Source organism: Pseudomonas costantinii, from assembly GCF_001870435.1.
In the GTDB taxonomy this organism is placed as follows: Bacteria; Pseudomonadota; Gammaproteobacteria; order Pseudomonadales; family Pseudomonadaceae; genus Aquipseudomonas; species Aquipseudomonas costantinii.
This window is the reverse complement of the sequence record NZ_MDDR01000004.1, coordinates 79318-103369: the sequence shown is the minus strand read 5'-3', so window position 1 is coordinate 103369 and position 24052 is coordinate 79318. Positions and strand designations below refer to the sequence as shown.

Sequence of the window (24052 nt, the reverse complement as noted above, 5' to 3'; positions counted from 1 at the left end):
GCCAAGTTCGACGCCGACGAAGCTGTTTTGCTAGAGTGCGTCGCTGTACTTGCCAACAAAGCCCACCCGCCCATGCTGCCCCGCGCCGAACAGAAGCAACAGACCCGCCTCGCCCTGATGGACGCAGCCCGCCATCTGATGGAGTGTGGCCGTGGGTTTGGCAGCCTGAGCCTGCGGGAAGTGGCCAAGACCGCCGGTATCGTCCCGACCGGGTTCTACCGTCACTTTGACGACATGGACCAGCTTGGTTTGGTACTCGTCAGTGAAGTCGGCCAGACCTTCCGCGCCACGATTCGCCTGGTACGCCACAACGAGTTCGTGATGGGCGGCATCATCGATGCGTCCGTGCGGATTTTTCTGGATGTGGTGTCGGCCAACCGATCGCAATTCCTGTTCCTGGCCCGCGAGCAATACGGTGGCTGCCTGGCGGTGCGCCAAGCTATCGGCGCCTTGCGCGAAGACATTACCAGCGACCTGGCGGCCGACCTCACCTTTATGCCCAAGCTCCAGCACCTGGATGCCGAAGGCTTGCATGTGATGGCCGACCTGATCGTCAAGAGCGTGTTCGCCACCCTGCCCGATATCATCGACCCGCCAGCACATACCCTGCCTGACCACCTCACGCCCCAGGCGAAAATCACCCAGCAATTGCGCTTTATCTTTATCGGCCTCAAGCATTGGCAAGGCCTGGGCAGCACCGAGTAAACCGGTCAGCCCGCCGCGTGAAAGCGCTTGGCGAGGGTGTAGTTCTTTTTCCAGTAGCTGCTGTTCAGCGAGTCGATGCGAACGCGTTTGCCGGTACTGGGCGAATGGATGAATTTTCCTTTGCCTATATAAAGGCCGACATGGCTGACCTGGCCGCGCCCATTACCCTTGAAGAACACGGCATCACCCGGCTTGAGTGCGTGGCGCTGAATGGTAGCCGCAGTCGAACGGTGCATGGCGGCAGTGGTGCGTGGTAACTGAATATTGGCTTGTGTCTTGAACAGATAGACCAGAAAACTACTGCAATCAAACCCCCGCTGCGTCGAAGCCCCACCGGATTGGTAAGGTGTACCGAGCAACTCGTAAGCGCGCTCGATCACATTGTCGATAGCGGTCACGCGATGTTGAAAACTGGCCGACGCCGATGTGATGACGCAAGACAAACTGATAATGACTAAACAAAAAAATGACTTGAGCATGATGAACGTCGCTGCGAATTAAACACGGCGCAAATCCTAATCAAACAGCGCGTAACTTTTTGAACGCCAAATCCTGATACCCCGTAGGACAAATCTGAGAAAGCGCCAGCACGAAGAGGATGAAAGAAACTTCATGCAACCCACGGTGGCTCTCAACGCAAAACGCCCACATCCAGTGCTATAAATTCAATTACGCACCAATTTGAGTCACTGCTGAAATGAGCTGACGCCCTATTCGGTGGCATGACGGTGCTTGCCGACAGGGATTTCCCACCCACACGCGTGATTGGCAAGCCCCTTGCTCTAGCTCCCTTATCGCTCATAGCTGGAAGCCTCCTGATGCTGGTGATCCACCGCCGAATCGCCCCCCAAGCCCTCTGGGCCGCCGAGTTGCTGCTGAACTTCGAAGCACGCAGCAAAAGCCGCCTGCGCTGTTTCAGTGCCGACGGTGAAGACGTCGGCCTATTTCTGGAGCGTGGCCAGTCGCCGCTGCATGATGGCGAATTCCTACAGGCTGAAGACGGACGTGTCGTACGTGTGTGTGCTCGCCCTGAACAACTGCTGCACGTCACTTGCAGCAGCCCGTTTGAACTGACCCGCGCCGCCTACCACCTCGGTAACCGTCATGTGGCTCTGCAAGTGGGTGACGGCTGGTTACGCCTGCTCGATGACTACGTGCTCAAAGCCATGCTCGACCAGCTAGGCGCCACCACGCAAACCATCGAAGCACCTTTCCAACCGGAACACGGCGCCTATGGCGGCGGCCATCATCATTCGCGCCACGGCGACGAAGATTTCAACTACCCGCCCAAACTGCACCAGTTCGGCGTACGTCTATGAACCCAGCCTGGGCGCTGTTGCGTCTGGCCAGTCCGCAATTGCCGATTGGCGGCTACAGCTATTCCCAAGGCCTGGAAATGGCCGTGGAGAATGGCCGCGTGAACGACGCGGCCAGTGCTCGACGCTGGATCAGCGACCAGTTGCTGCTCAACCTTGCCCGCTTCGAAGCGCCGCTGTTGCTCGCCCACTGCCGTGCCGCAGCCGAGCAGGATTGGCCGCGCCTGGCACAGCTCTGCGAAGAACACCGCGCCAGCCGTGAGACCCGCGAGCTGTATCAGGAGAGCCGGCAGATGGGCTACTCCCTGCAACAACTGCTCAACGGGCTGCCGGAGCTGGACGACGCGGCCCGCAGCTTCCTGGAGCAATGCGCCGAACCGCACCTGGCCCTGGGCTGGGCGCTGGCCGCCCGCGCCTGGAACATCAGCCCGGACGACGCCCTCGCCGCCTGGCTGTGGAGCTGGCTGGAAAACCAATTGGCCGTGCTGATGAAAACCCTGCCCCTGGGCCAGCAAGCCGCCCAACGCCTGACCAGTGAACTGCTGCCACTGCTGCAACAAGCCCAGCAGGACGCAGGACGAATCGACCCCAACCCTGTCGGCAGCGCCGCCTTCGGCCTGTCCCTGGCGTGCATGGCCCACGAGCGCCAGTACAGCCGCCTGTTCCGTTCCTAAGGACTTAAATTTTGGAGAAGCACATGAACACACAACCCCTGCGTGTCGGCATCGGCGGCCCGGTGGGCTCCGGCAAAACCGCCCTGACCCTGGCTTTGTGCCTGGCCCTGCGCGACCGCTACAACCTGGCGGTGGTCACCAACGATATCTACACCCGCGAAGACGCCGACTTCCTGGTGCGCAACCAGGCCCTGGCGCCCGAACGCATCATCGGCGTGGAAACCGGCGGCTGCCCGCACACGGCAATCCGTGAAGATGCCTCGATCAACCTGGAAGCGGTGGATCAACTCAACCGGCGTTTTCCCGGTCTGGACCTGATCCTGGTGGAGTCCGGCGGCGACAACCTGTCGGCGACGTTCAGCCCGGAGCTGTCGGACCTGACCATCTACGTGATCGATGTGTCGGCCGGCGACAAGCTACCGCGCAAAGGCGGGCCCGGTATTTGCAAATCCGACCTGCTGGTGATCAACAAGATCGACCTGGCACCGCTGGTGGGCGCCTCGCTGGAACTGATGAACAGCGACACCCAGCGCATGCGCAACGGTAAACCCTTTGTGTTCAGCAACCAGAAAACCGGCGTCGGCCTGGATGAAATCGTCGCCTTTATCGAACGTCAGGGCTTGCTGACCGCCGCCTGATCTCACTCTAAAAGGAGCCTGCTCATGAGTCTCAACAAACTGTTCGCAACCGCCGCCCTGCTGCTCGTCCCCGCACTCGCCTTCGCTCACCCCGGGCATGGTGATAACGGGCTGGTGGCAGGCATCAGTCACCCACTCAGCGGCATCGATCATTTACTCGCCATGGTGGCCGTCGGCCTTTGGGCCGCTCAGCAAAAAGGTGCCGCCCGTTGGGCGCTGCCATGCACCTTCGTCGGCACCATGTTGATTGGCGGCATGCTGGGCTTTGAGGGCCTGGAACTGCCTGCGCTGGAAAGCGGGATTGCCGCCTCGGTGCTGGCACTGGGCCTGGCGGTAGCGCTGGCGGTGCGACCACCGTTGTTCGTGGCCGTAGGGGCGACGGCATTGTTTGCGCTGTTCCATGGCGTGGCGCATGGCTTGGAGCTGCCGGACATGTCCAACCCTTGGGCGTATGCCGCAGGTTTTGTCGGCGCGACGGCCGTGTTGCACGCTGCGGGTTATGCCGTGGTGCGCTTCCTGCCGGCAGCGGCGGCGCCGTTGGTGCGGGTTGCCGGGGCGGCTTCGGCGGCGACTGGGGTTTGGTTGCTGGCGGGCTGAGTTTTGTTGCACCTGTAGGGCCTCATCGCAGGCAGCCAGCTCCCACATTTGATTGGGTTCACAATTCAAAAAGGTGGAGCTGGCTTGCCCGCGATGACGGAGTGAAAGGCACCAACTATCCCAAGCCTGCTACCATGCGCGCCTACACCCTGCCGTGACGACGCCAGCCAATGCCCATCGCTCCAAGCTCTGCCTCCAAGCCTTCATTAAATGCCGTGCTCACGCACTTCCATGACCTGATCGTGCCGCTCTGGCAAGGCCCGGGCTGGAATGCCGAGTTGGCGCTGCCTTATGAGGCGCTGGACGCCGATCACCGGCCACTGCCCCCACAACGCTACCGCGCCATGGCCTGTGCCCGGCAGTTGTACCTGTTCGCCAGCCTGATCGGCGAGCCTGGTGCAGGCTTCGCCGAAGAGCGCGCGTCGGCGCTGTTCCGTTCCCTGCAACGGCACTTCCATGACGCCGAATACGGTGGCTGGTTCTACAGCATCGACCCTGCCGGCCAACCGCTGGATAAGCGCAAAGATCTCTACACCCATGCTTTCATCATCTTCGCCTGCGCCCATTACTGGGCCAAAGTGCGTGAGCCGTTGGTGGAGTCGGTGCTCGATGCGGCCCTGGAAGTGGTCGCCGAACGTTTCGCCACGGGCGACGGCCTGTACGAGGCGGTATTGGAGCGCAACTGGTCGTCCCTCGAGTCCGGGCCACTGCAAAACCCGTTGATGCACTTGGCCGAAGGCTTCCTCGCCACGCTGGCTGTACGTGAAGACGCCATCACGCAAGACGCGCTGCTGGACTTGGCCACCGCCATGCAGAAGCGCTTCATCGACCGTCAAACCGGCGTGATGATGGAAAAACCACTGGGGGCTGTGGACAACTGGTTTGAACCTGGGCACCAGTTTGAATGGTTTTTCTTGGTGGAATCATCAGAGGTACTGCGTGATACACCACTGCGTGCCTCGTTGACGCGGGCGTTTGCCTACGCCGAGCAGAAAGGTGTGGATAAAACCACCGGAGCGGTCAGCGGCATGCTCGCCTTGGACGGCAGCCTGCGCGACGGCACCCAACGCATCTGGGCCCAGGCTGAATACCTGCGGGCACTGACCTTGCGGCCTGGCAGCGAGGCGGTGTTGCAGCACCAATTGCTGGCGCTGCAACAACACTTCTTGCATGAGAAAGGTTGGCATGAATGCCTGGACGCCAAGGGCGTCGTGAGCCGACGGGACATGCCGTCGACCACGCCTTATCACTTGGCAACTTGCTATCAGGGCTTGATCCAGCATCTCGGCTGACCTTCAGGGCTTGCTCGCGAAGGCCTCACTGCGGTCTCACGCAATCCACTTGCGATCGCCGGTAAAGCTGATCGTCAGCCAGCGCGCTGCGTCCGGCGTGCCGAGCCCTGTGGATATCTCTTCACGCAGCCCGTCGAGGGTCGCGACGTTATCCACCGGGTAGTCCGCCGGCAACACCACATGAATCTCGATAAACCGCGCCCGCCCGTGCTTTTGCACGTACGACACGTAGTCGTCGAAACCGTGTCTGGCCTGGGCCGCGTCCATTACTTCGCGCACTTTGTCATCCAACTGGTCCGGGGCAATCCCCAGCACGTCGCGCAACGCCGGGCGCAGGATCTTGAACGCCGGCGCCAGCATGCTCAGGGCCAGCAGGATCAGGATCAGCGGGTCGACATACACCGCCCACTCGCCATAGCCCTGGGACTTGAGCAACAACGCCGCAAGAAAGCTGATCAGCAAGCCCACCGACAGCATCGCGTCCACCAACCAGCTGATGTTGTCGAACTGGATCAGCGATGACTTGAGACTGCGATTGCGATAACGCACATAGAAGAAGTAGGCGAACTCGACGACGGTAAACACCGCCGCGTAGATGATCACCAGCCCCAACTCGATCTCGCGCCCGCCATTGATAATGCCGAACACGCCGTTGAGGAACGCATAGATAGCGATCAGCAACAGGAAGCTGCCTTCGATCAGCAGCACCATGGGTTCCAGGTGCCAATAGCCGAACTGGAAACGCTCGTTGCTTTTCTTGGCGATCAGCTTGGCCGTGATCAGCATCAACACCTTGATGGCAGTGGCGATCAGCGAGAAAAAGCCGTCGAATAGAATGGATTGGGCGCCGGAAATCACACCCGTGACAATCCCGGCGATCGCGACTGCGAACATCAGGATGGTCGACTGTTTGAGCAGTGCCTGCTCACCTCGGTTACTCACATTTCCTCCCGTCAAAACCTTTAAACCGCTGGGTGCGGTGGGGCTTTCAAGGGTGGAGTGTACCTTATGTCGTGTTTTGGCCGATTTGCCGCATGCTGATCGTTCCCACGCAGCGCGTGGGAACGATCACCCACAAACGCGTGTTAGCCTTTGGCCCCACGTTCAATCGCAAACCCAGCCCACGTCTGGCTCACCGGCATCAGTTCCAAACGGTTGATGTTGACGTGCGCCGGGGTGTTGAGCACCCAGAAGATCGTGTCGGCAATATCCTGCGGCTGGATCGGCTCGGCACCGGCGTAAGTGGCGTCATAGCGCGCCTGGTCACCGCCGAAGCGCACCAGCGAGAACTCGCTCTCACACAGGCCTGGCTCGATGTTGGTCACACGCACGCCAGTACCTTGCAGGTCGCAGCGCAGGTTCAGTGAGAACTGCTTCACGAACGCTTTGGAGCCGCCATACACATGGCTGCCCGGGTACGGATAGCTGCCGGCGATGGAGCCCAGGTTGATGATGCCTGCGCCACGGCCGTGTGCGATCAAGCGCGGCAGCAGCAGGCTGGTGGTGGTCAGCAGGCCTTTGATGTTGGTATCGACCATGGTTTCCCAATCGTCGAGGCTGCACTTGGGCGCAGGGTCGGTGCCCACGGCCAGGCCTGCGTTGTTGATCAGCCCGCGCAGCTTGGCAAACGACGGCGGCAAGTTGGCGATGGCGTCTTCCATACCCTTGCGGTCACGCACATCCACCACCAACCCGTGCACTTCGGTCTGCTTGGAAAGCTCTTCGACCAAAGCATTCAAGCGGTCGGCACGACGGCCGGTGAGCACCAGTTTCCAGCCGGCTTCGGCAAAACGACGGGCGCAGGCTTCGCCGAAGCCTGAGGTTGCGCCAGTAATAAATAGCGTGTCGGACATGGTGTTCTCCTTGCGGGCGTCGGGGAAAAAATCAGCCAGCAGAATGCCCTTACGCCGCCGTTGCGGCAACCGCTAAGCACAAGACTTTATTTACAGCTGATCACTTTTTAACCACCTTAATAAAAGCCTTATAAATCGTGGCCTGCAGCCAGATACACGCAGGTTATCCACAACTGCGCCCACAGTCTTTGGGGGCAAGTGCAAAACGCCTCAACCCGCTGTGTACAAGGCCTGCAGACGATTTTAGAAAGTTTTTTGCTTGACCTCGGTCTGGCGGTATGTAGCCCAATGTGAAGAGGGAAAATTTGAACGATGGCTCCAGGCCAGTCATTCCGGCCTCTGCGGCCGTCTTTCCAGAGTTTAATCACAGACTTATCCACAGGCTGGAGCGACATATTTTGGTCATATACCTGTGTCTTTAAACAGGTTGACAAAACCCTTGGCTAGTCGCGAAAAACCAGCTGCTCAATAAACAACCACGACGCTGTAAGCCCCGCAGTTAAAGGCTTTCAGCCAGCTACTCCCACGTTACCCACAGCCGGTTCCACAGCGAATGGGGACAAGTCAAAACTGTGACAAAACAGAGATTTGCGGCGGCTATATGTCGCGCTTTGAGAGGTCACTGGATTTGTTTTCCACAATTTCCAGATTGATCTGTGGATAGCACTAAAAAGAATGTGGGAGTCTGCTTTATGTGGGAACTGGCTTGCCAGCTCCCACATAAAGCAAACTCCCACACGGGGTCCTGCATCAGGCTTTTTAGATCAGTGCCCACCAAGGTAAGCGTTACGTACCTCCTCATTCACCAGCAGTTCCTTGCCGGTGCCCGTGAGGCGGATCTCGCCGTTGACCATCACGTATGCCCGGTCCGACAAACGCAGCGCGTGGTTGGCGTTCTGCTCCACCAGAAAAATGGTCATACCGGTAGCCGCCAGCTCGCGCAGGGTGGCGAAGATCTGCTTCACCACGATCGGCGCCAGCCCCAGGCTCGGCTCATCCAGCAGCAACAGCTTGGGCCGGCTCATCAGCGCGCGGGCGATGGCGAGCATTTGCTGCTCGCCACCGGACATGGTCATCGCGCGCTGGGTACGCCGCTCCTTGAGCCGTGGGAACAGCTCGAACATGCGCTGCATGTCCTCAGCCGCATGCTTGTCGCCAATCGGGATGGTGCCCATCAGCAGGTTTTCCTCGACGGTCATGTCGGGGAACACCCGCCGCCCTTCCGGCGACTGCGCAATGCCGTTGGAGGCGATGTAGTGGGACGACTTGTGGGTAATGTCGACGCCGTTGTAGATGATCTGTCCGGACTCGGCCCGCGGCTGGCCGAAGATCGACATCAGCAGCGTGGACTTACCCGCACCGTTGGAGCCGATCAGGCTGACGGTTTCGCCTTCGTTGATGTGCAGCGAGACTTTTTTCAGGGCCTGGATCGGGCCGTAAAACACGTCCAGGTCCTTCATTTCGAGGATAGGTGCACTCATACCAGCTCCTCCTCGTCAGCGCCCAGGTAGGCGGCAATCACTTTCGGGTCGTTACGGATCGCTTCCGGGCCGCCCTCGGCAATCACGTTGCCGTGGTCGAGCACCACGATGTGGTCGGAAATACTCATCACCATGCCCATGTCGTGTTCGATCAGCACCACCGTGAGGTCGTGTTCGTCGCGCAACAGGCGAATCATCGCGCTGAGGGCTTCGGTTTCCTGAGGGTTGAGGCCCGCTGCCGGTTCGTCCAGGCAGATGATCTGCGGCCGGGTGCACATGGCACGGGCGATTTCCAGGCGGCGTTGCTGACCGTAGGAAAGCTCACCGGCCAGGCGGTTGGCGCAGTCCACCAGGTCCACCACTTCCAGCCAATAGAAGGCATGGTCGAGGGCGTCGCTTTCGGCCTTGCGGTAACCCTTAGTGTTGAGGATGCCCGCGAGCATGTTGCGGTTGACCCACATGTGCTGGGCCACCAACAAGTTTTCCAGTACCGACATTTCCTTGAACAGGCGAATGTTCTGGAAGGTCCGCGCCAAGCCAGCGCGGTTCACCAAGTGGGTGCCACCGAACATCTTGTAGTACATGCGGCTGACAAAGCTTTTCGGCGAAACGAAGTCGACGGCTTTGAAGCGCTCACCGAGCAGTTGGATCACGTTGGTCTGCTTGCCGCGCACGTTGAGCTCGATCTTACCGCCGCTGGCTTTGTAGAAGCCGGTGAGGCAGTTGAACACCGTGGTCTTGCCGGCGCCGTTGGGGCCGATCAGGGCGAAGATCGAGTTGCGTTCGACCTTGAGGCTCACATCGCTCAAGGCCTTGATGCCACCGAAGTGCATCATCAGGTGTTCCACAGAGAGGACGACTTCCTTGCTCATGGCGCTACCCCCTTGCGTGGTGTCACACCGGTTCGGCTCACACGAATCAGGCCTCTTGGGCGCCAAATCATCATGACCACCATCAATACGCCCAACAGCAATACCCGATACTCGGCGAAGCTGCGCAACAGCTCTGGCGTGATGGTCAGCACAAAGGCCGCGATCACCACCCCAACCGTTGACCCCATACCACCCAGCACGACAATCGCCAGGATCAACGCCGACTCGAAGAAGTTAAACGAAGTCGGGTTGACGAAGCCTTGGGTACTGGCAAAAAACACGCCTGCGAGACCCGCCGTGGACGCACCAATGGTGAACGCCGAGAGCTTGACCAACACATGATTCAAACCCATGGAGCGACAGGCAATTTCGTCTTCACGCAACGCTTCCCACGCCCGACCGACTGGCATACGGGTCAGACGGTGCTTGATGTAAAGCACCGCCAGCACCACCAGGAACAGCACGGTGTAGATGAAGATGAATTTCAGGTTGGGGTTGAACTCCAGGCCGAAGAACTGATGAAAAGGTACCCCACCATCCTTGGCAACCCGGCCAAACTCCAAGCCCATGAAAGTCGGCGACGGCACCGGCATACCATTCGGGCCACCGGTAAACGACAGCCAGTTGTTGAGGACCAGCCGAATGATTTCACCAAAGCCCAGCGTCACGATGGCCAAGTAGTCACCGTGCATTCGTAACACTGGAAAGCCGAGAATACAGCCGGCCAGTGCCGCCGTAATCGCCGCCAACGGCAACACCGTCCAGAAGCCCAGGCCGAGGTACTGGTAGCCCAACGCCAGGCCATAAGCACCAATCGCATAGAACGCTACATAACCCAAGTCCAGCAGGCCGGCTAGGCCCACCACAATGTTCAGTCCCAACCCCAGCAACACGTAGATCAGGCCGAGGATAACCACGGTCAGCACATACTTGTTGGCGAGGAATGGAAAGACGATCGCTATCGCGATAATCATTGGGATGACCCAACGTAACTGCGACTTGTAGTCCGGCGGCAGCACGTGCACCCCGGAGCCGGTGCTTTCGAAGCCTTGCAGAATCTTCAGCCCTTTCGGGGTTTGCAGGAACAGACTCAGGACGAAGCGGCCAGCCATCACGATGGCGACCAGGATGGCCACGCGGGCCGGTTGCAGGTTGAAGCCGTAGCCGTCGAGGACCACGCCGACGATCGGACCAAACACGATCAGCGAAATCAGCCCGGCGAGGACCGTATCGACCACACTTTTCTTGATATCGATAGATTTGGCAGCAGACATGTTTACACCTTCGCCACGAGTGGGCGACCAAGCAGGCCCTGAGGACGGAAAATCAGAATCACCACCAGCAGGGAGAAACTGAACACGTCTTTGTAGTCAGAGTTGATCAACCCCGAGAACAACGACTCGGAGATACCGAGGATGATCCCGCCGAGCATCGCCCCAGGCAGGGAACCAATGCCGCCAAGTACTGCTGCGGTGAACGCCTTGATGCCGATGATGAAGCCGGCGTAGAAGTCGAACGTGCCGTAGTTGAGGGTGATCAGCACGCCAGCCAGAGCGGCCATGGCAGCACCGATGACAAACACGTAGGAAATCACGCGGTCGGTGTTGATGCCGAGGATCGAGGCCATCTTGCGATCTTGCTGGGTCGCGCGGCACATGCGGCCCAGCTTGGTGTATTTGATGATGTAGGTCAGCAAGGCCATGCCCGCGAAGGCTGCAACCAGGATGAAGACCTTGGTGTACGTCAACTGGACGAACCCGGTGCCGATATCGACGCGCCAGGCCCCGGCCAGCAGGGTAGGAATACCTTGTTGCTTGGCGCCCTGGGCGATCTGCGCGTAGTTCTGCAGGATCAGGGAGATCCCGATGGCGCTGATCAGCGGTGCCAGTCGGGTGGAGTTGCGTAGCGGTTTGTAGGCGACACGCTCGATAACCCAACCGTAAACGCCGGTGACGACCACGGTGAAGATCAAGGTGCCGAGAATGAGCAGCGGGAAGGATTCGATGCCGAAGTAAGCCAGCAGTGCCAGACTGATTGCCGCGAGGTAAGCGGAAATCATGTAAACCTCGCCGTGGGCGAAGTTGATCATGCCAATGATGCCATAGACCATTGTGTAGCCGATGGCGATCAGGCCATAGACCGACCCGAGGGTCAGGCCGTTGACCAGTTGCTGCAGGAAAATACCATCCATAACGCAATCTCACGCGGTGAGAGCTTGCACACCTTGTAGGTGCGCGGCTCTTCTGGAGGAAAAGACAGATCTGTTGCCGGACACAAGGGTGCGAGCAACCACGACCCCATGTGGGAGCTGGCTTGCCTGCGATGGCGATTTCACATTCAACACAGATGTCGACTGTCAGTCCGTCATCGCGGGCAAGCCCGGCTCCCACAGAGGGCAGTGGCGTTCAACCCGTCGCGTTAACTATTACTTCTGCTTGTCCAACTGGTGGTATTTGCCGTCTTTGTCCCACTGGTAAACCACGTAGTCGGAGACTTTCAGGTCACCCTTGGCGTCCCAGTTCTTCTCGCCCATTACGGTTTTTACCGGGTGAGATTTCAGCCACTTGGCGGCGTCTTCGCCTTTGTTGGACTTGGCACCGTTGAAGCCGGCGGCCAGGGCCTGGACCGAAGCGTAGGCGTACAGGGTGTAGCCTTCCGGTTCTTTGCCTGCCTTACGGAACTCTTCAACCACAGCCTTACTGTCCGGCAGCAGACGCGGGTCGGCACCGAAGGTCATGTACACGCCATCCACGTATTGCGCACCGCCGGCGGTGGTCACCAACTCATCGGTCACGATGCCGTCATCGGACATGAACTTGACGTCTTTGAGGCCGGCTTCACGCAGTTGACGAACCAGAGGGCCGGCTTCCGGGTGCAGACCACCGAAGTAGACAACGTCGGCACCGGTGGCGCGAATCTTGGTGACCAGGGCGCTGAAGTCTTTCTCGCCACGGGTCAGGCCTTCTTCCAGCACCGGCTTGACGCCGCGCTTGGTCAACTGGGCTGCGGTGGCGTCAGCCAGGCCTTTGCCGTAGGTGTCCTTGTCGTTGATAACTGCGACCTTCTTACCCTTGAGCACGTCGACGATGTAGTCGCCGGCGACAATGCCTTGCTGGTCGTCACGCCCGCACATACGGAACATGGCGGTCAGGCCACGCTCGGTCACTTGCGGGTTGGTGGAGCCAGGGGTGATCGCGATCACGCCCGCGTCACTGTAAACCTCGGAGGCTGGAATGGTGTTGGAGGAACAGAAGTGCCCGACCACGCCGATCACCTTGTCCTGGTCAACCAGACGGTTGGCCACGGCCACGGCTTGCTTCGGCTCACAGGCGTCATCACCGGCCACCAGCACGATTTTCTCGCCGTTGATACCGCCCGCCTTGTTGATCACATCGGCGGCGGCTTTGGCACCTGTCATGTACTGCTCACCGAAAGCCGCGTTGGCGCCGGTCATCGGCCCCGCCACGCCAATCTTCACATCAGCTTGAACAAACGTAGAAACACCCAGCGCCGCTGCAACGGCGAGGGCCAGAAAACCTTTCTTGTAAAACGTCTGGGACATGAGTGGTGCTCCGAGGTTTTTGTTTATTGGCACTACGAGTTCACGACAAACTTTCACGGGAAAGCCCAGAGCAAGGCGCGTGCCATTACTTTTTTATTCTTCAAAAAGACACGGTGTCATTGTTATTACAGGCGTTTCGACTCCTTTTTCCAGCACGTGCAACCGTCTAGCATCAATAGGTGCAACCAACAGGTCAAAAAAGTACAACCCTGACAGGTAGCACCTGCAACCAGACGGATAAACGACAGTTCCTACACCTGTAACAATGTGCGTAACGGAACTGCACATTTACAGTGCGTGACTGCTACGACTTGCACCAATACAGATGAGTAGCCTGCTAAGAAAATGCAGGCTTCTGACAGGTATTTCGCTGATCAGATCACGATCCTCAGACATTGCCCGGCGTGATACAGCGAGAATCCAGCTTCATATAAGCAACTGCGCAAGCCCACCCCGGCCAGCGGCTGCATCGGTGCGAAGGGGATCGGCAACGCTTGGGGATTCTGGTGACACAAATAGTCGGCAAAGGCCTTGCCCACTACGCTACCGGTGGTCACGCCACGCCCGTTATAGCCCGTCACTGCCACCAGGCCGGGGGCTGGCTCGAACAGGCGCATCAGGTGGTCCGGGGTGAAGGCAATGCAACCGGTCCAGGTGCACTCCCACTGCACCGATTTGAGGTACGGGAAGTAATGCTGCTGCACCCGATCGGCCCACGCCTTGAGGAACCACGTCGGTTTTTGGTTACCGTTGCCCAGGCTGCCGAGCAACAGGCGGCCATCGGCATCCCGGCGAATGCTGCTCAACACCTGGCGCGTGTCCCACGAACCTTGGCCACCGGGCAGGATCTGTTGGGCCGCCTCATCGGTCAGCGGGGCCGACGCGACCTGGTAGTAATAACCAGGGAAAAAATTACGCCGCAGCTCGGTCCATTCACCTTCGGTGTAGGCGTTGGAGGCAATCACGACTTGTGCAGCCTGCACTGAGCCCTGAGCGGTCTGCACCGACCAAAGTGTGCCTTGGCGCTCAAGCTGGGTGACCGGGGAATGGTCGAATAACTGCCCGCCCAGACCGACGGCGGCATAGGCCAAACCGCTGGTGTAGGCCATCGGATTCAGGGTGCCGGCCCGCCTATCCAGCAGCGCGGCGGCGATTTTCTGGGTGCCCGTGGCTTGCTCGCACGCCTGGCCGGTGAGCAACTCAACCGGCGCACCACGGCGCTTCCATTGTTCTTCACGACTGCGCAAATCCGCCTCGCCACGGGCGTTGTGCGCCATGTGCAAGGTGCCTTCACGGCGCAATTGGCAATCGATGTTGTATTTGTCGATCAAGCTGAACACCAGGGACGGTGCCGCACCCAACATACGGTTGAGCTGGCTGCCCACCGCCTCGCCGAAACCGGCTTCGATCTCATCGGGGGGAATCCACATGCCGGCATTGACCAGCCCGACGTTGCGCCCCGAACCACCATGGCCGGTGCGATGAGCCTCCAGCACGGCGACGCTTTTACCTTGTTCCAGCAGGTGAATGGCGGCCGACAAACCGGTGATCCCGGCGCCGATCACGCACACATCCACCTTGACCTCGCCCCTGAGCGCGGCGCGATCCGGCCGGCCTGGAGTGAGTTGTTCCCACAAACATGTTTCGCGTAATGGCATTGCCAGACTCCGGGATGAGTTCACCACCGCTCGTTCCCACGCTCTGCGTGGGAACGATCAGCTCTGACTTGAGGGATCAGTCGAAAGTAATGCCCTGGGCCAGCGGCAGTTCCAACGAGTAATTCACGGTATTGGTCTGGCGACGCATATACCCGCGCCACGCATCCGAACCCGACTCACGACCACCACCGGTTTCTTTCTCACCACCAAACGCGCCACCAATTTCCGCGCCGCTCGGGCCGATGTTGACGTTGGCGATACCGCAGTCACTGCCCACCGCCGACATAAACTGCTCGGCTTCACGCACGTCAGTGGTAAAGATGCACGACGACAGGCCTTGGGGCACGGCGTTGTTCAGGCGCAGGGCTTCGGTAAAGTCGTTGTAGCCAATCACATACAGAATCGGCGCGAAGGTTTCGGTGCACACCACTTCGCTCTGCTCGGGCATTTCCACGATCGCCGGCGACACGTAGTAGGCATTCGGGAATTTATCTTCCAACTGACGCTTGCCGCCGAACACCTTGCCGCCTTCGCTCAAGGCTTGCTCCAGGGCATCCTGCATATTCTCGAAACCGTGCTTGTCGATCAGCGGGCCGATCAAATTACCTTCCAGCGGGTGGCCGATGCGCACTTTGGAGTAGGCGGCCTTGAGACGGGTGACGATTTCTGCTTTGACCGACTCATGGGCGATCAACCGACGCAGCGTGGTGCAGCGTTGGCCGGCGGTGCCGACGGCGCTGAACAGAATCGCGCGCACGGCCATGTCCAGGTCGGCGCTTGGGCCGAGGATCATCGCGTTGTTGCCGCCCAGCTCGAGGATGCTGCGGGCGAAACGTGCGGCAACTTTAGGCGCCACTTCGCGGCCCATGCGGGTGCTGCCGGTGGCGCTGATCAGCGCGACGCGCGGGTCATCCACCAGTGCGGCGCCGGCATCGCGGCCGCCAATAATCACTTGGCTCAGGTACTCGGGCGCATCGGTGAATTTCTTCAGCACGCGCTCGAACAGAGCCTGGCACGCCAGGGCCGTAAGCGGGGTCTTTTCCGACGGCTTCCAGATCACCGCGTTGCCGCACACCAGTGCCAGGGTGGTGTTCCACGCCCACACGGCGACCGGGAAGTTGAAGGCGCTGATCACGCCGACCACACCCAGTGGGTGCCAGGTTTCACGCATGTGGTGGCCCGGACGCTCGGAGGCAATGGTCAAGCCGTACAGTTGGCGGGACAGACCGACGGCGAAGTCGCAGATATCGATCATTTCCTGCACTTCACCCAGGCCTTCCTGGGTGATCTTGCCGGCTTCCCAGGACACCAGCTCACCCAAGTCCGCCTTGTATTCACGTAACACGTCGCCAAACTGACGCACCAGCTCACCGCGGCGCGGGGCCGGCACTTTGCGCCAAGCGTCGAATGCATGCTCGGCGCGACTGACCTGTTGCTCCACCTCGGCGGCACCTTCCCAGTGCACACTGCCGATACGGCTGCCATCAATCGGCGAATGCACGGGTTGTTTACCCGACTGGTACAGCGCCGGGTTTACCCCGAGACGGTCAAGCAATGCGGCAACCATGGGTCACTCCTTCAATCTACAAACAGAAAATGTGCGCCGCGTCCCGCGCGACGATCCAGACCTTATTTGTAGCTGGCCCAAGACTTGCCAACAAACGACGATTAGGCGAGATATCATTCCGTTTATTCATGCAAAGAATAAAAAAGAGGCGTGCCGTGCTGAACAAAAGACATTTGCCCTCGATCACCGCCCTGCAGTGTTTCGAAGCCGCCACCCGCCACCTGAGCTTCACCCGCGCCGCCGAGGAACTGAACCTCACGCAAAGCGCGGTGAGCAAGCAGGTGGCGCAGTTGGAAGAATTGCTGCAACACCTGCTGTTTCGCCGGGTGCGCCGCCGCTTGCAGATGACCCCGGCGGGCGACCTGTACCTGGTGGAAGTGCGCAAGATCCTCACGCAAGTGGAGATGTCCACCCACTACCTGCGTTCCTACGGCGGCGAAACTGAAGTGCTGCGAGTATCCACGCCCTACACCTTCGGCGCGCGCTGGCTGGTGCCGCGCCTCAAGGGCTGGCGGCTGCGCCATCCGCAGATTCACCTGGACCTGTGCAACGAGCAGGAACCGGACGAACTGCTGCAAGGTAAGGCCGACATGGCCTTCTACTTCGGCCAGGGTTCACGGCCCGGCACCGAGAGCCTGAAACTGTTCAGCGAAGAGCTTGTACCTGTCTGTGCGCCGGAGAGCTTGCCCGCACAACCGTTCACCGACCCGACGCAATTGAGCGAACTGGTGCTGCTGCAAAACGCCTCGCGCCCTCAGGGCTGGCACGACTGGTTCGCCAGTCAGGGTTACCAAACCGAGCACAGCTACCATGGGCCGCGTTTCGACACGTTCTATATGTGCATCCGGGCAGCACAGGTGGGCTGTGGCGTGGCGCTGTTGCCGCGTTTTCTGGTGGAAGAAGAACTGGCGGACGGCAAGCTGGTGATTCCTTGGCAGCATGCGATGCCGAGCCAGGATGCGTATTACCTGGCCTACCCCGAACATTCGGCGGAAGTACCCAAGGTGCGCGAGTTTGTGAAGTGGATGATGGAGCAGGTCTGATCTGCTGATTTTTGTTGCCTGCGATAGGGCCCACAGCCTCACCAAAAAAATCACTGGCAAAACCCCACAGGTCTATGCGCCACTAGCGCCATTCCTTAATTGTGCGTAAAGGTCGGCGCCCATCGCCGACCCGTCTGGAGATTCCCGTTATGAGCGAGAGTGTGTTTGCCGATCGCATCGTGCAGAACCTGCTCGACACCGACTTCTACAAGCTGACCATGATGCAGGCGGTGCTGCACAACTACCCGAACGTGGACGTTGAATGGGAGTTTCGTTGCCGCAACAGTGAAGACCTGCGCCCGTATCTGGCGGAGATCCGCTACCAGATCGAGCGCCTCGCCGAGCTGAGCCTGAGCCCGGATCAGTTGGGCTTCCTGGAACGTATCAGCTTTATGAAGCCCGACTTTTTGCGCTTCCTCGGGCTGTTCCGCTTCAACCTGCGCTATGTGCAAACCGGTATCGAAAACGGCGAGTTGTTTATCCGCCTGCGCGGGCCGTGGTTACATGTGATCCTGTTTGAAGTGCCGATGCTGGCGATCGTCAGCGAGGTGCGCAACCGCTACCGCTACCAGACCGTGATCCTCGAGCAAGCGCGCGAGCAGCTGTATCGCAAGTTCGACTGGCTGACGGCGAATGCCAGCAGCGAAGAGCTCTCGGAGCTGCAAGTGGCCGACTTCGGCACGCGTCGACGCTTTTCGTACCGGGTGCAGGAAGAAGTGGTCAATGTGCTCAAGCACGACTTCCCCGGCCGCTTCGTCGGCACCAGTAACGTGCACCTGGCCCGTGAACTGAACATGAAGCCGCTGGGCACCATGGCCCACGAATGGATCATGGCGCACCAGCAACTCGGCCCGCGCCTGATCGACAGCCAGATCGCCGCACTCGATTGCTGGGTGCGCGAATACCGTGGCCTGCTGGGTATCGCCCTGACCGACTGCATCACCACCGACGCATTCCTGGGCGACTTCGACTTGTACTTCGCCAAGCTGTTCGACGGCCTGCGCCACGACTCCGGTGATCCCGTGCAATGGGCCGAGAAAGCCATCGCCCACTACCATAAGCTCGGCATCGAGCCGATGAGTAAGACGCTGGTGTTCTCCGACAGTTTGTCGCTGCCCAAGGCCCTGGAGATTTTCCGGGCGCTGCGCGGTCGGATCAATGTGAGCTTCGGCATCGGCACCAACCTGACCTGCGATATTCCAGGTGTGGAACCGATGAGCATCGTGCTTAAAATGACCGCCTGTAATGGCCAGCCCGTCGCTAAAATCTCCGATGAAGCGGGCAAGACCCACTGCACCGACCCGAATTTCGTCGCCTATTTGCGTCACGTTTTCAAAGTACCTGCCATCTCTAGCAAGGAGTGAATCATGCAAGCCGTACAGCGTGAGATTGCTGAACAGCTCAAGGTCCAAGCGCCGTTCAAAGACCGGACCGCCCTTGAGGCCGAGGTTGCCCGACGCGTGGCCTTTATCCAGGACTGCCTGCGTCATTCAGGGCTCAAGACATTGGTGCTGGGCATCAGCGGCGGCGTCGACTCCCTGACCGCAGGCCTGCTGGCCCAACGCGCGATGAAAGAACTGCGCGACAGCACCGGTGAGGAGGGTTACCGCTTTATTGCGGTGCGCCTGCCCTACGAAACCCAGTTCGACGAACACGACGCCCAGGCCTCGGTGGATTTTATCGAGCCAGACGAGCGCCACACCGTGAACATCGGTCCGGCGGTGAAATCCCTGGCCAATGAAGTGGCCGCATTTGAAGGCAAAGCGGCGGTGTCCCGCGATTTCGTACTGGGCAACACCAAGGCGCGCATGCGCATGGTGGCGCAGTACACCATCGCCGGCGCGGCGGGAGGCCTGGTGATCGGCACTGACCATGCGGCGGAAGCGGTGATGGGCTTTTTCACCAAGTTTGGTGATGGCGCCTGTGACCTGGCACCGCTGAGCGGACTGGTGAAAAATCAGGTACGCGCGATTGCACGGCACTTTGGTGCGCCAGAGTCGCTGGTCGAGAAAGTGCCGACGGCCGACCTGGAAGACCTGTCGCCGGGCAAGCCGGATGAAGCCTCCCACGGCGTGACCTACGCCGAGATCGACGCCTTCCTGCACGGTGAGCCGGTGCGCGAGGAAGCGTTCAAAATCATCTGCGACACCTACCGCAAGACCGAGCACAAGCGGGTCATGCCATTCGCGCCGTGAACACTTTAGTGAATGGGCCGTTGTGGTGAGCGGGCTTGCCACAGGTTTTCGCCGTCCACAAAAAAGCGCCCCGCAAGGCGCTTTTTTTGCAGCTGAAATCCTATTACTTCAGGGTCACAGTGCCTTTCATCATCGAGATGTGGCCTGGGAACGAGCAGAAGAACGCGTAATCCGTACCAGCAGCCAATTTCGACACATCGAAGGTCACGGAGTCTTTCTCGCCGGCACCGATGATCTTGGTGTGGGCGATGATGCGGGTGTCGCCGTCTTTCAGGTAGTTCTTGTCGATACCGGCAGCCATGCCGTCGCTGGCGATGCCAGGCATATCGGCAGCAGAGCTCAGCACCCAGTTATGACCCATGACGTTTTTCGGCAAGCTGCCGGAGTGGGTCAGTTCCACGGTGAACGTCTTGCAGCTTTTGTCGATTTCAATGGCCTTGGTGTTGAAGGACATTTGGTCGGTGGAGTCGACGGTGACCTTGCACTCTGCAGCAAGCAACTGGCCGCTCACCAGAGTCAGCAGGGAAACAGCAACGAGTTTGGCAAACATGTGAATCTCCAAGGCAGGGTTTAAAAAACGCGTATTGCGACAAGGGTGCCTGAGGCAGGCCGAAATTCTTATGATCTGAATCAACAGATTGTATACAACTTTAGGCTATCAGACTTATCAACACAATCTACCAGCCAAAGTACAGCTATCGACCTATGATCGGCCCATTCCCCATTGGAGTCCGCGCCATGCACCTCAACCAACTGTTCAATGGGCTGCTGGCTGCTTACGCCTGCGGTAAGTGAAGGCCAAGCGCGCTGCTAAGCTGCTACCATAGCGACCCAAGGCAGCTGCGCGCCGCCCACCCTCACCTTCGACCCTAGAGGATCGCCCATGGCCAAACCTAATTACTCCTTCGCCAAACGTCAGAGAGACTTGGCCAAGGAACAGAAGAAAGAGGAAAAACTGCAGCGCAAGAAAGCGGCTGCAGACGAAGAGGCCGGCGGGCTGAACCCGGATGTCGATGGTGAAGTAACGAGCGACGAGACTGAAACACCAAAAGATCCGGCTGAATAATTGATCGTTCCCACGCTCTGCGTGGGAATGCAGCCTCGGACGCTCCGCGTCCACGGTGCAACGCAAGATTCGAAGCCTGCGCAACGGTGACGCAGAGCGTCACAGCAGGCATTCCCACGCACAGCGTGGGAACGATCTTTACTCTAAAGGCATCACCGTCACCCGCACCTCCGGGTCATGGCTCCCTCCCCCCAGAATCACCCCGCGCAACGGCGATACATCGGAAAAGTCCCGGCCCCAGGCCAGGGTGATGTGCTCCAGTGCCGGCTGCACATTGTTGGTCGGATCAAAATCTACCCAGCCCGATACCGGGCAATACACCGAGACCCACGCGTGGGACGCGTCGGCGCCGATCAGACGTGGCTGGCCGGGCGGTGGCTGGGTGAGCAGGTAGCCGCTGACATAGCGCGCCGCCAGCCCCCGCGAGCGCAGGCAGGCGAGCATCAGGTGGGCGAAGTCCTGGCATACGCCGCGTCGGCGCTCCAGTACTTCCACCAGCGGCGTGGCGACCTGAGTGGCTTCCGCATCGAAGGTGAACTCGCTGAAGATCTTCTCCATCAACGCCTGCGCACCCAGCAGCAAGGGTTCGCCCGGAGGAAAACAGCTTTCGGAAAACTCGACGAAGGTTTTCTTCAAATGCACGTAGGGCGATTCGAAGCGATAGCGACACGCTTCGATCAACTGCGCGGACATCGGCTGGCTGTCGTAGGTCAGGCTGTCGCGGGTCTGGTCCCAGGCCGGCGACTGTTGAAAGTCCAGCGCAGGCCGCGCCAGCACTTCCACAGTCAGCCCGGCATTTACCAGCAATTCATCATGGGGCCGCTCGAACGCCAGCCGGGTGATCGGGTTGCCGAACACGTCCAACTCATCACGACGAGAAGTCGGCTCAGGGCTGATATCCAATTGCTGTGAGCTGCACCGCTGCCAGGCACACGGCCGTGGCCACAAGTGCGCCAACTGCTGGGCCAGGGACACCGGGCTGTCGTAGTGGTAATGGGTATCATGGAAAATCTGGTAGCGCGCACTCATCACACCGACACCGTTTGCTGGCTGACATCATCCACATGGGCAAAATGGCGCAACGCCAGGCGATCCGACACTTGCCCACTCTCATCCGCTACCGCTTGCAGCAAGTCCGCCAGGCCGTCCAACGCAGCACGCACGCTGGATTCGCCAAACAACGAGTTCTCCAGGCAGCCCAGGTCGAAATGCGCCAGGCGCTCCACCAACGGGCCGAGGCCGGTTTCTCGCGGCACGCCGAAGTCGTCGTTGAGACGGCGTAACGTGCGGCTAACCAGCTTCAATTGGAACAACACCGCATGCGGGTTTTGCTCGTCCAGCAGCAGCAAGTCGAGCACCGGTATCAATTGCGGCACCGCCAGGTAGCGAGAGCGATAGGTGATGCTGCTGTTGCCCAGTTCCAGTAACCACTCCAGCCCCGCCTGATCGAACACTGCCACGCCACGCAGGAACGCCGCGAGGCTGCTGCTGAGAAATTGCAGACGCTCGATGCGCCGCCCCATCATCAAAAAGCGCCAGCCTTCGTCACGGGTCATGTCGTCCAGGGCAAATCCGGACAACGCCGCCAGCGACATCACCAAACGGTTGAGGAAGTCCAGCAACTCGCCAAAGTCCGGCGTTTCACTTTCCAGCTCCATGGCTTCGCGTTGCAACTCCACCAGGGCCTGCCAGTTCTCCCGGGACAACTTGCCGCGCACCTGGGACGCCGCCCACTGCAAGCGCTGCAGGTTGGCGCGCAGACTCGACGGCCAGTCGTCACCGAGTAAGGCAGCGAGCAGGCGCTCGGGCAACTCGCCCTCTTCCGGCAACAGCCGCAAGCTCTCACCCAGCTCAACCGCCGCTTGCAACGCCAATGGATCGTCGCCGTCGACATAACGCGCCAGCACGATTCGCAACCAGCGCGCGCTGTCATCACAACGTTCGCAGTAACGGCCAAACCAGAACAGGTTTTCCACCACGCGTGACGGCAGATAAGGGTCACGACGCACCAGGTCGTGGGCGCCAATCGCCCGCTGCGCGCGCCAGTGCTCGCCACCGATGGCGCGCTCACCGAGTACCCAGGTGTCCTTGCTCGCGCCGCCGCGTTGCATCGACACCACTTCGGCATCGGCCTCAGCCGCCACGCGGGTCAGGCCGCCGGGGAGTACGCGGTAACCCTCGTCGCTGGCCACGGCGTACACCCGCATACCGATGGCGCGGTGTTGAAGGTGGTCATCGATGGTGTGCCACACCGGCGCCTGGGACAGTTGCGCCAGCTCCTGGGCGACATAGGCGTAAGGCCGCGCGCGCATGCGCTCGGCCAAGGCCTGGCGTTGTTCTTCGTTCAAGTCGCGGCCAAATACCGGGGTGAAACTTTGCGACGGGAACGCCGGTTTGATCAGCAGCTCCGGGAGTTTTTCCAAGGCTTCGGCGAGCACTGGCGCTTCACCGCACCACCAGGTGGCGATGGACGGCAGGATCAGTTCTTCGCCAAACAAAAACTCGTTGATCTTCGGCAGGAAGCCGAGCAAACCGGGGGACTCCAGCACACCGCTACCCAGGGCATTGGCCACCAGCACATTGCCTTGGCGCACGGCATCGAGCAGGCCTGGTACGCCAAGGGCCGAGTCGGTGCGCAGCTCCAGCGGGTCGCAGAAATCATCGTCCAGGCGACGCATGATCGCGTGTACCCGGCGCAGGCCACTGAGGGTCTTCAGGAACACCGTGCTGTCGCGCACGGTGAGATCGCCGCCTTCCACCAGCGGATAGCCGAGTTGGCGCGCGAGGTAGAGGTGTTCGAAATAGCTTTCGTTGAAGCGCCCTGGGGTCAGCAGCACGATCAGCGGCGGCTGATCATCGCTGGGCGCCTGGCGCGCCAGGGTTTCCTGCAGGGTACGGAAGAAGCCGGTGAGGTGCTGCACCTGCAAATCGCGGTACAGATCCGGAAAAGCGCGGGACACGATGGTGCGATTTTCCAACGCATAACCCGCACCCGACGGTGCCTGGGTACGGTCGGCGGTGACCCACCAACGGCCATCCGGCGTACGCGCCAAGTCCACGGCATACAGGTGCAAAAATGCACCGTCAGGCGGCTGGATGCCCTGGCATGGCCACAGGAAGTTGTTGTGACCGAACACCAGTTCAGCCGGCAACAAGCCTTCTTTGATCAAACGCTGGGGGCCATAGAGATCGGCCAACACGGCATTAAGCAGACGCGCACGCTGGGCGATACCCGCCGACAGGCGCTGCCACTCATCGGCGGCGAGCACATGGGGCAGCAAATCCAGTTCCCATGGGCGATCAGCCCCCTTGGGGTCAGCGTAGACGTTGTAGGTCACGCCGTTTTCCTGGATCTGCCGAGTCAGCAGCGCCTGGCGCTGGGCCAGTTGCGCGGGTGTGCTGCGTTGCAGGTGATCAAGCAAGCGCTGCCAATGGGCGCGCACCGCGCCGCTGTCGTCCAGCAGTTCGTGATAAGTGCCCGCGGTCAGCGGGTAACGGTCGAGCAAGTCGGACATGGAACGCTCGGCAGAGGC

At 60.0% G+C, this 24052-nt stretch carries 23 protein-coding genes; 10 read left to right on the top strand and 13 right to left on the bottom strand.

Annotation, left to right across the window (positions count from 1 at the left end; translation table 11 throughout):
- Positions 1-72: 72 nt before the first annotated feature.
- Positions 73-705 carry a TetR family transcriptional regulator gene (locus BFL40_RS01880; RefSeq protein WP_071482811.1) on the top strand — a complete coding sequence of 211 codons (633 nt, stop codon included), beginning with the start codon at positions 73-75 and terminating at the stop codon, positions 703-705.
- A gap of 5 nt (positions 706-710) precedes the next feature.
- On the opposite strand, the gene BFL40_RS01875 is transcribed toward BFL40_RS01880, so the two are convergent.
- Positions 711-1184, bottom strand: coding sequence for a C40 family peptidase (locus BFL40_RS01875; RefSeq protein WP_071482810.1), 474 nt, complete (start codon positions 1182-1184; stop codon positions 711-713).
- Between the two features lie 339 nt (positions 1185-1523).
- Here BFL40_RS01875 and ureE point away from each other — a divergent pair, with 339 nt between their 5' ends.
- From ureE to BFL40_RS01850, 5 genes are all read left to right on the top strand, one after another.
- Complete coding sequence (gene ureE, locus BFL40_RS01870) at positions 1524-2024, top strand: urease accessory protein UreE (RefSeq protein WP_071482809.1); 501 nt, start codon at positions 1524-1526, stop codon at positions 2022-2024.
- Positions 2021-2695 (top strand): urease accessory protein UreF, encoded by a 675-nt coding sequence (locus BFL40_RS01865; RefSeq protein WP_071482808.1) that lies wholly within the window; start codon positions 2021-2023, stop codon positions 2693-2695. The genes ureE and BFL40_RS01865 overlap by 4 nt, the downstream gene beginning before the upstream one ends.
- Positions 2696-2718: 23 nt before the next feature.
- Positions 2719-3333: an urease accessory protein UreG gene (gene ureG / locus BFL40_RS01860; protein WP_017849719.1), complete on the top strand. Its 615-nt coding sequence runs from the start codon at positions 2719-2721 to the stop codon at positions 3331-3333.
- 24 nt (positions 3334-3357) lie between these two features.
- Positions 3358-3930: a HupE/UreJ family protein gene (locus BFL40_RS01855; protein WP_071482807.1), complete on the top strand. Its 573-nt coding sequence runs from the start codon at positions 3358-3360 to the stop codon at positions 3928-3930.
- Between the two features lie 170 nt (positions 3931-4100).
- The gene (locus tag BFL40_RS01850; RefSeq protein WP_071482806.1) at positions 4101-5222 is read left to right on the top strand and encodes an AGE family epimerase/isomerase; all 1122 of its coding nucleotides are present in this window, start codon (positions 4101-4103) and stop codon (positions 5220-5222) included.
- A 36-nt stretch (positions 5223-5258) separates the two neighbouring features.
- Here the strand turns inward: BFL40_RS01850 and BFL40_RS01845 are convergent, their stop codons facing one another.
- The 9 genes from BFL40_RS01845 to amaB all read right to left on the bottom strand — a co-directional run bounded on the left by BFL40_RS01845 (position 5259) and on the right by amaB (position 16215).
- Positions 5259-6164 carry a cation diffusion facilitator family transporter gene (locus BFL40_RS01845; protein WP_071482805.1) on the bottom strand — a complete coding sequence of 302 codons (906 nt, stop codon included), beginning with the start codon at positions 6162-6164 and terminating at the stop codon, positions 5259-5261.
- A 143-nt stretch (positions 6165-6307) separates the two neighbouring features.
- On the bottom strand, positions 6308-7075 hold the full coding sequence (locus BFL40_RS01840) for an SDR family oxidoreductase (protein WP_053254078.1): 768 nt from the start codon (positions 7073-7075) through the stop codon (positions 6308-6310).
- Between the two features lie 764 nt (positions 7076-7839).
- Positions 7840-8556: an ABC transporter ATP-binding protein gene (locus BFL40_RS01835; protein WP_071482804.1), complete on the bottom strand. Its 717-nt coding sequence runs from the start codon at positions 8554-8556 to the stop codon at positions 7840-7842.
- Positions 8553-9428 (bottom strand): ABC transporter ATP-binding protein, encoded by an 876-nt coding sequence (locus tag BFL40_RS01830; protein ID WP_071482803.1) that lies wholly within the window; start codon positions 9426-9428, stop codon positions 8553-8555. Before BFL40_RS01830 ends, BFL40_RS01835 begins: the two co-directional genes overlap by 4 nt.
- Positions 9425-10702, bottom strand: a complete 1278-nt coding sequence (gene livM, locus BFL40_RS01825; protein WP_071482802.1) for a high-affinity branched-chain amino acid ABC transporter permease LivM — start codon at positions 10700-10702, stop codon at positions 9425-9427. The genes BFL40_RS01830 and livM overlap by 4 nt, the downstream gene beginning before the upstream one ends.
- Positions 10703-10704: 2 nt before the next feature.
- The gene (locus BFL40_RS01820; RefSeq protein ID WP_003188099.1) at positions 10705-11619 is read right to left on the bottom strand and encodes an ABC transporter permease subunit; all 915 of its coding nucleotides are present in this window, start codon (positions 11617-11619) and stop codon (positions 10705-10707) included.
- A 234-nt stretch (positions 11620-11853) separates the two neighbouring features.
- Positions 11854-12990 carry a branched-chain amino acid ABC transporter substrate-binding protein gene (locus BFL40_RS01815; protein WP_071482801.1) on the bottom strand — a complete coding sequence of 379 codons (1137 nt, stop codon included), beginning with the start codon at positions 12988-12990 and terminating at the stop codon, positions 11854-11856.
- 374 nt (positions 12991-13364) lie between these two features.
- Complete coding sequence (gene amaA, locus BFL40_RS01810; RefSeq protein WP_071482800.1) at positions 13365-14648, bottom strand: L-pipecolate oxidase; 1284 nt, start codon at positions 14646-14648, stop codon at positions 13365-13367.
- 76 nt (positions 14649-14724) lie between these two features.
- Complete coding sequence (gene amaB / locus BFL40_RS01805) at positions 14725-16215, bottom strand: L-piperidine-6-carboxylate dehydrogenase (RefSeq protein ID WP_071482799.1); 1491 nt, start codon at positions 16213-16215, stop codon at positions 14725-14727.
- 155 nt (positions 16216-16370) lie between these two features.
- Here amaB and BFL40_RS01800 point away from each other — a divergent pair, with 155 nt between their 5' ends.
- The 3 genes from BFL40_RS01800 (at position 16371) to nadE (ending at position 19453) form a co-directional block, all read left to right on the top strand.
- Entirely contained in the window at positions 16371-17258 is an 888-nt protein-coding gene (locus BFL40_RS01800; RefSeq protein WP_071482798.1) for a LysR family transcriptional regulator, read from the top strand.
- A 149-nt stretch (positions 17259-17407) separates the two neighbouring features.
- A complete protein-coding gene (gene pncB / locus BFL40_RS01795; RefSeq protein WP_071482797.1) occupies positions 17408-18622 on the top strand; it encodes a nicotinate phosphoribosyltransferase in 1215 nt (404 codons plus the stop codon).
- Between the two features lie 3 nt (positions 18623-18625).
- Positions 18626-19453: an NAD(+) synthase gene (gene nadE / locus BFL40_RS01790; protein ID WP_071482796.1), complete on the top strand. Its 828-nt coding sequence runs from the start codon at positions 18626-18628 to the stop codon at positions 19451-19453.
- A 103-nt stretch (positions 19454-19556) separates the two neighbouring features.
- Here the strand turns inward: nadE and azu are convergent, their stop codons facing one another.
- Positions 19557-20003, bottom strand: a complete 447-nt coding sequence (gene azu, locus BFL40_RS01785; RefSeq protein ID WP_071482795.1) for an azurin — start codon at positions 20001-20003, stop codon at positions 19557-19559.
- 333 nt (positions 20004-20336) lie between these two features.
- On the opposite strand from azu, the gene BFL40_RS01780 reads away from it, so the two are divergent.
- Complete coding sequence (locus tag BFL40_RS01780) at positions 20337-20519, top strand: hypothetical protein (RefSeq protein ID WP_071482794.1); 183 nt, start codon at positions 20337-20339, stop codon at positions 20517-20519.
- Positions 20520-20657: 138 nt separating this feature from the next.
- Here BFL40_RS01780 and BFL40_RS01775 read toward each other — a convergent pair whose 3' ends face one another.
- Complete coding sequence (locus BFL40_RS01775; RefSeq protein ID WP_071482793.1) at positions 20658-21548, bottom strand: transglutaminase family protein; 891 nt, start codon at positions 21546-21548, stop codon at positions 20658-20660.
- Complete coding sequence (locus BFL40_RS01770) at positions 21548-24034, bottom strand: circularly permuted type 2 ATP-grasp protein (RefSeq protein WP_071482792.1); 2487 nt, start codon at positions 24032-24034, stop codon at positions 21548-21550. The genes BFL40_RS01775 and BFL40_RS01770 overlap by 1 nt, the downstream gene beginning before the upstream one ends.
- Positions 24035-24052: the final 18 nt, after the last annotated feature.

Bases quoted from the DNA above. Each gene is read 5' to 3' on its own strand.
- amaA (WP_071482800.1), bottom strand. From the start codon at position 14,648: ATGCCATTACGCGAAACATGTTTGTGGGAACAACTCACTCCAGGCCGG.
- BFL40_RS01880 (WP_071482811.1), top strand. From the start codon at position 73: ATGCTGCCCCGCGCCGAACAGAAGCAACAGACCCGCCTCGCCCTGATG.
- nadE (WP_071482796.1), top strand. From the start codon at position 18,626: ATGCAAGCCGTACAGCGTGAGATTGCTGAACAGCTCAAGGTCCAAGCG.
- BFL40_RS01875 (WP_071482810.1), bottom strand. From the start codon at position 1,184: ATGCTCAAGTCATTTTTTTGTTTAGTCATTATCAGTTTGTCTTGCGTC.
- BFL40_RS01775 (WP_071482793.1), bottom strand. From the start codon at position 21,548: ATGAGTGCGCGCTACCAGATTTTCCATGATACCCATTACCACTACGAC.
- BFL40_RS01865 (WP_071482808.1), top strand. From the start codon at position 2,021: ATGAACCCAGCCTGGGCGCTGTTGCGTCTGGCCAGTCCGCAATTGCCG.
- BFL40_RS01855 (WP_071482807.1), top strand. From the start codon at position 3,358: ATGAGTCTCAACAAACTGTTCGCAACCGCCGCCCTGCTGCTCGTCCCC.
- BFL40_RS01850 (WP_071482806.1), top strand. From the start codon at position 4,101: ATGCCCATCGCTCCAAGCTCTGCCTCCAAGCCTTCATTAAATGCCGTG.
- ureE (WP_071482809.1), top strand. From the start codon at position 1,524: ATGCTGGTGATCCACCGCCGAATCGCCCCCCAAGCCCTCTGGGCCGCC.
- BFL40_RS01840 (WP_053254078.1), bottom strand. From the start codon at position 7,075: ATGTCCGACACGCTATTTATTACTGGCGCAACCTCAGGCTTCGGCGAA.
- BFL40_RS01780 (WP_071482794.1), top strand. From the start codon at position 20,337: ATGGCCAAACCTAATTACTCCTTCGCCAAACGTCAGAGAGACTTGGCC.
- BFL40_RS01830 (WP_071482803.1), bottom strand. From the start codon at position 9,428: ATGAGCAAGGAAGTCGTCCTCTCTGTGGAACACCTGATGATGCACTTC.
- amaB (WP_071482799.1), bottom strand. From the start codon at position 16,215: ATGGTTGCCGCATTGCTTGACCGTCTCGGGGTAAACCCGGCGCTGTAC.
- BFL40_RS01820 (WP_003188099.1), bottom strand. From the start codon at position 11,619: ATGGATGGTATTTTCCTGCAGCAACTGGTCAACGGCCTGACCCTCGGG.
- BFL40_RS01815 (WP_071482801.1), bottom strand. From the start codon at position 12,990: ATGTCCCAGACGTTTTACAAGAAAGGTTTTCTGGCCCTCGCCGTTGCA.
- BFL40_RS01835 (WP_071482804.1), bottom strand. From the start codon at position 8,556: ATGAGTGCACCTATCCTCGAAATGAAGGACCTGGACGTGTTTTACGGC.
- pncB (WP_071482797.1), top strand. From the start codon at position 17,408: ATGAGCGAGAGTGTGTTTGCCGATCGCATCGTGCAGAACCTGCTCGAC.
- BFL40_RS01770 (WP_071482792.1), bottom strand. From the start codon at position 24,034: ATGTCCGACTTGCTCGACCGTTACCCGCTGACCGCGGGCACTTATCAC.
- ureG (WP_017849719.1), top strand. From the start codon at position 2,719: ATGAACACACAACCCCTGCGTGTCGGCATCGGCGGCCCGGTGGGCTCC.
- azu (WP_071482795.1), bottom strand. From the start codon at position 20,003: ATGTTTGCCAAACTCGTTGCTGTTTCCCTGCTGACTCTGGTGAGCGGC.
- livM (WP_071482802.1), bottom strand. From the start codon at position 10,702: ATGTCTGCTGCCAAATCTATCGATATCAAGAAAAGTGTGGTCGATACG.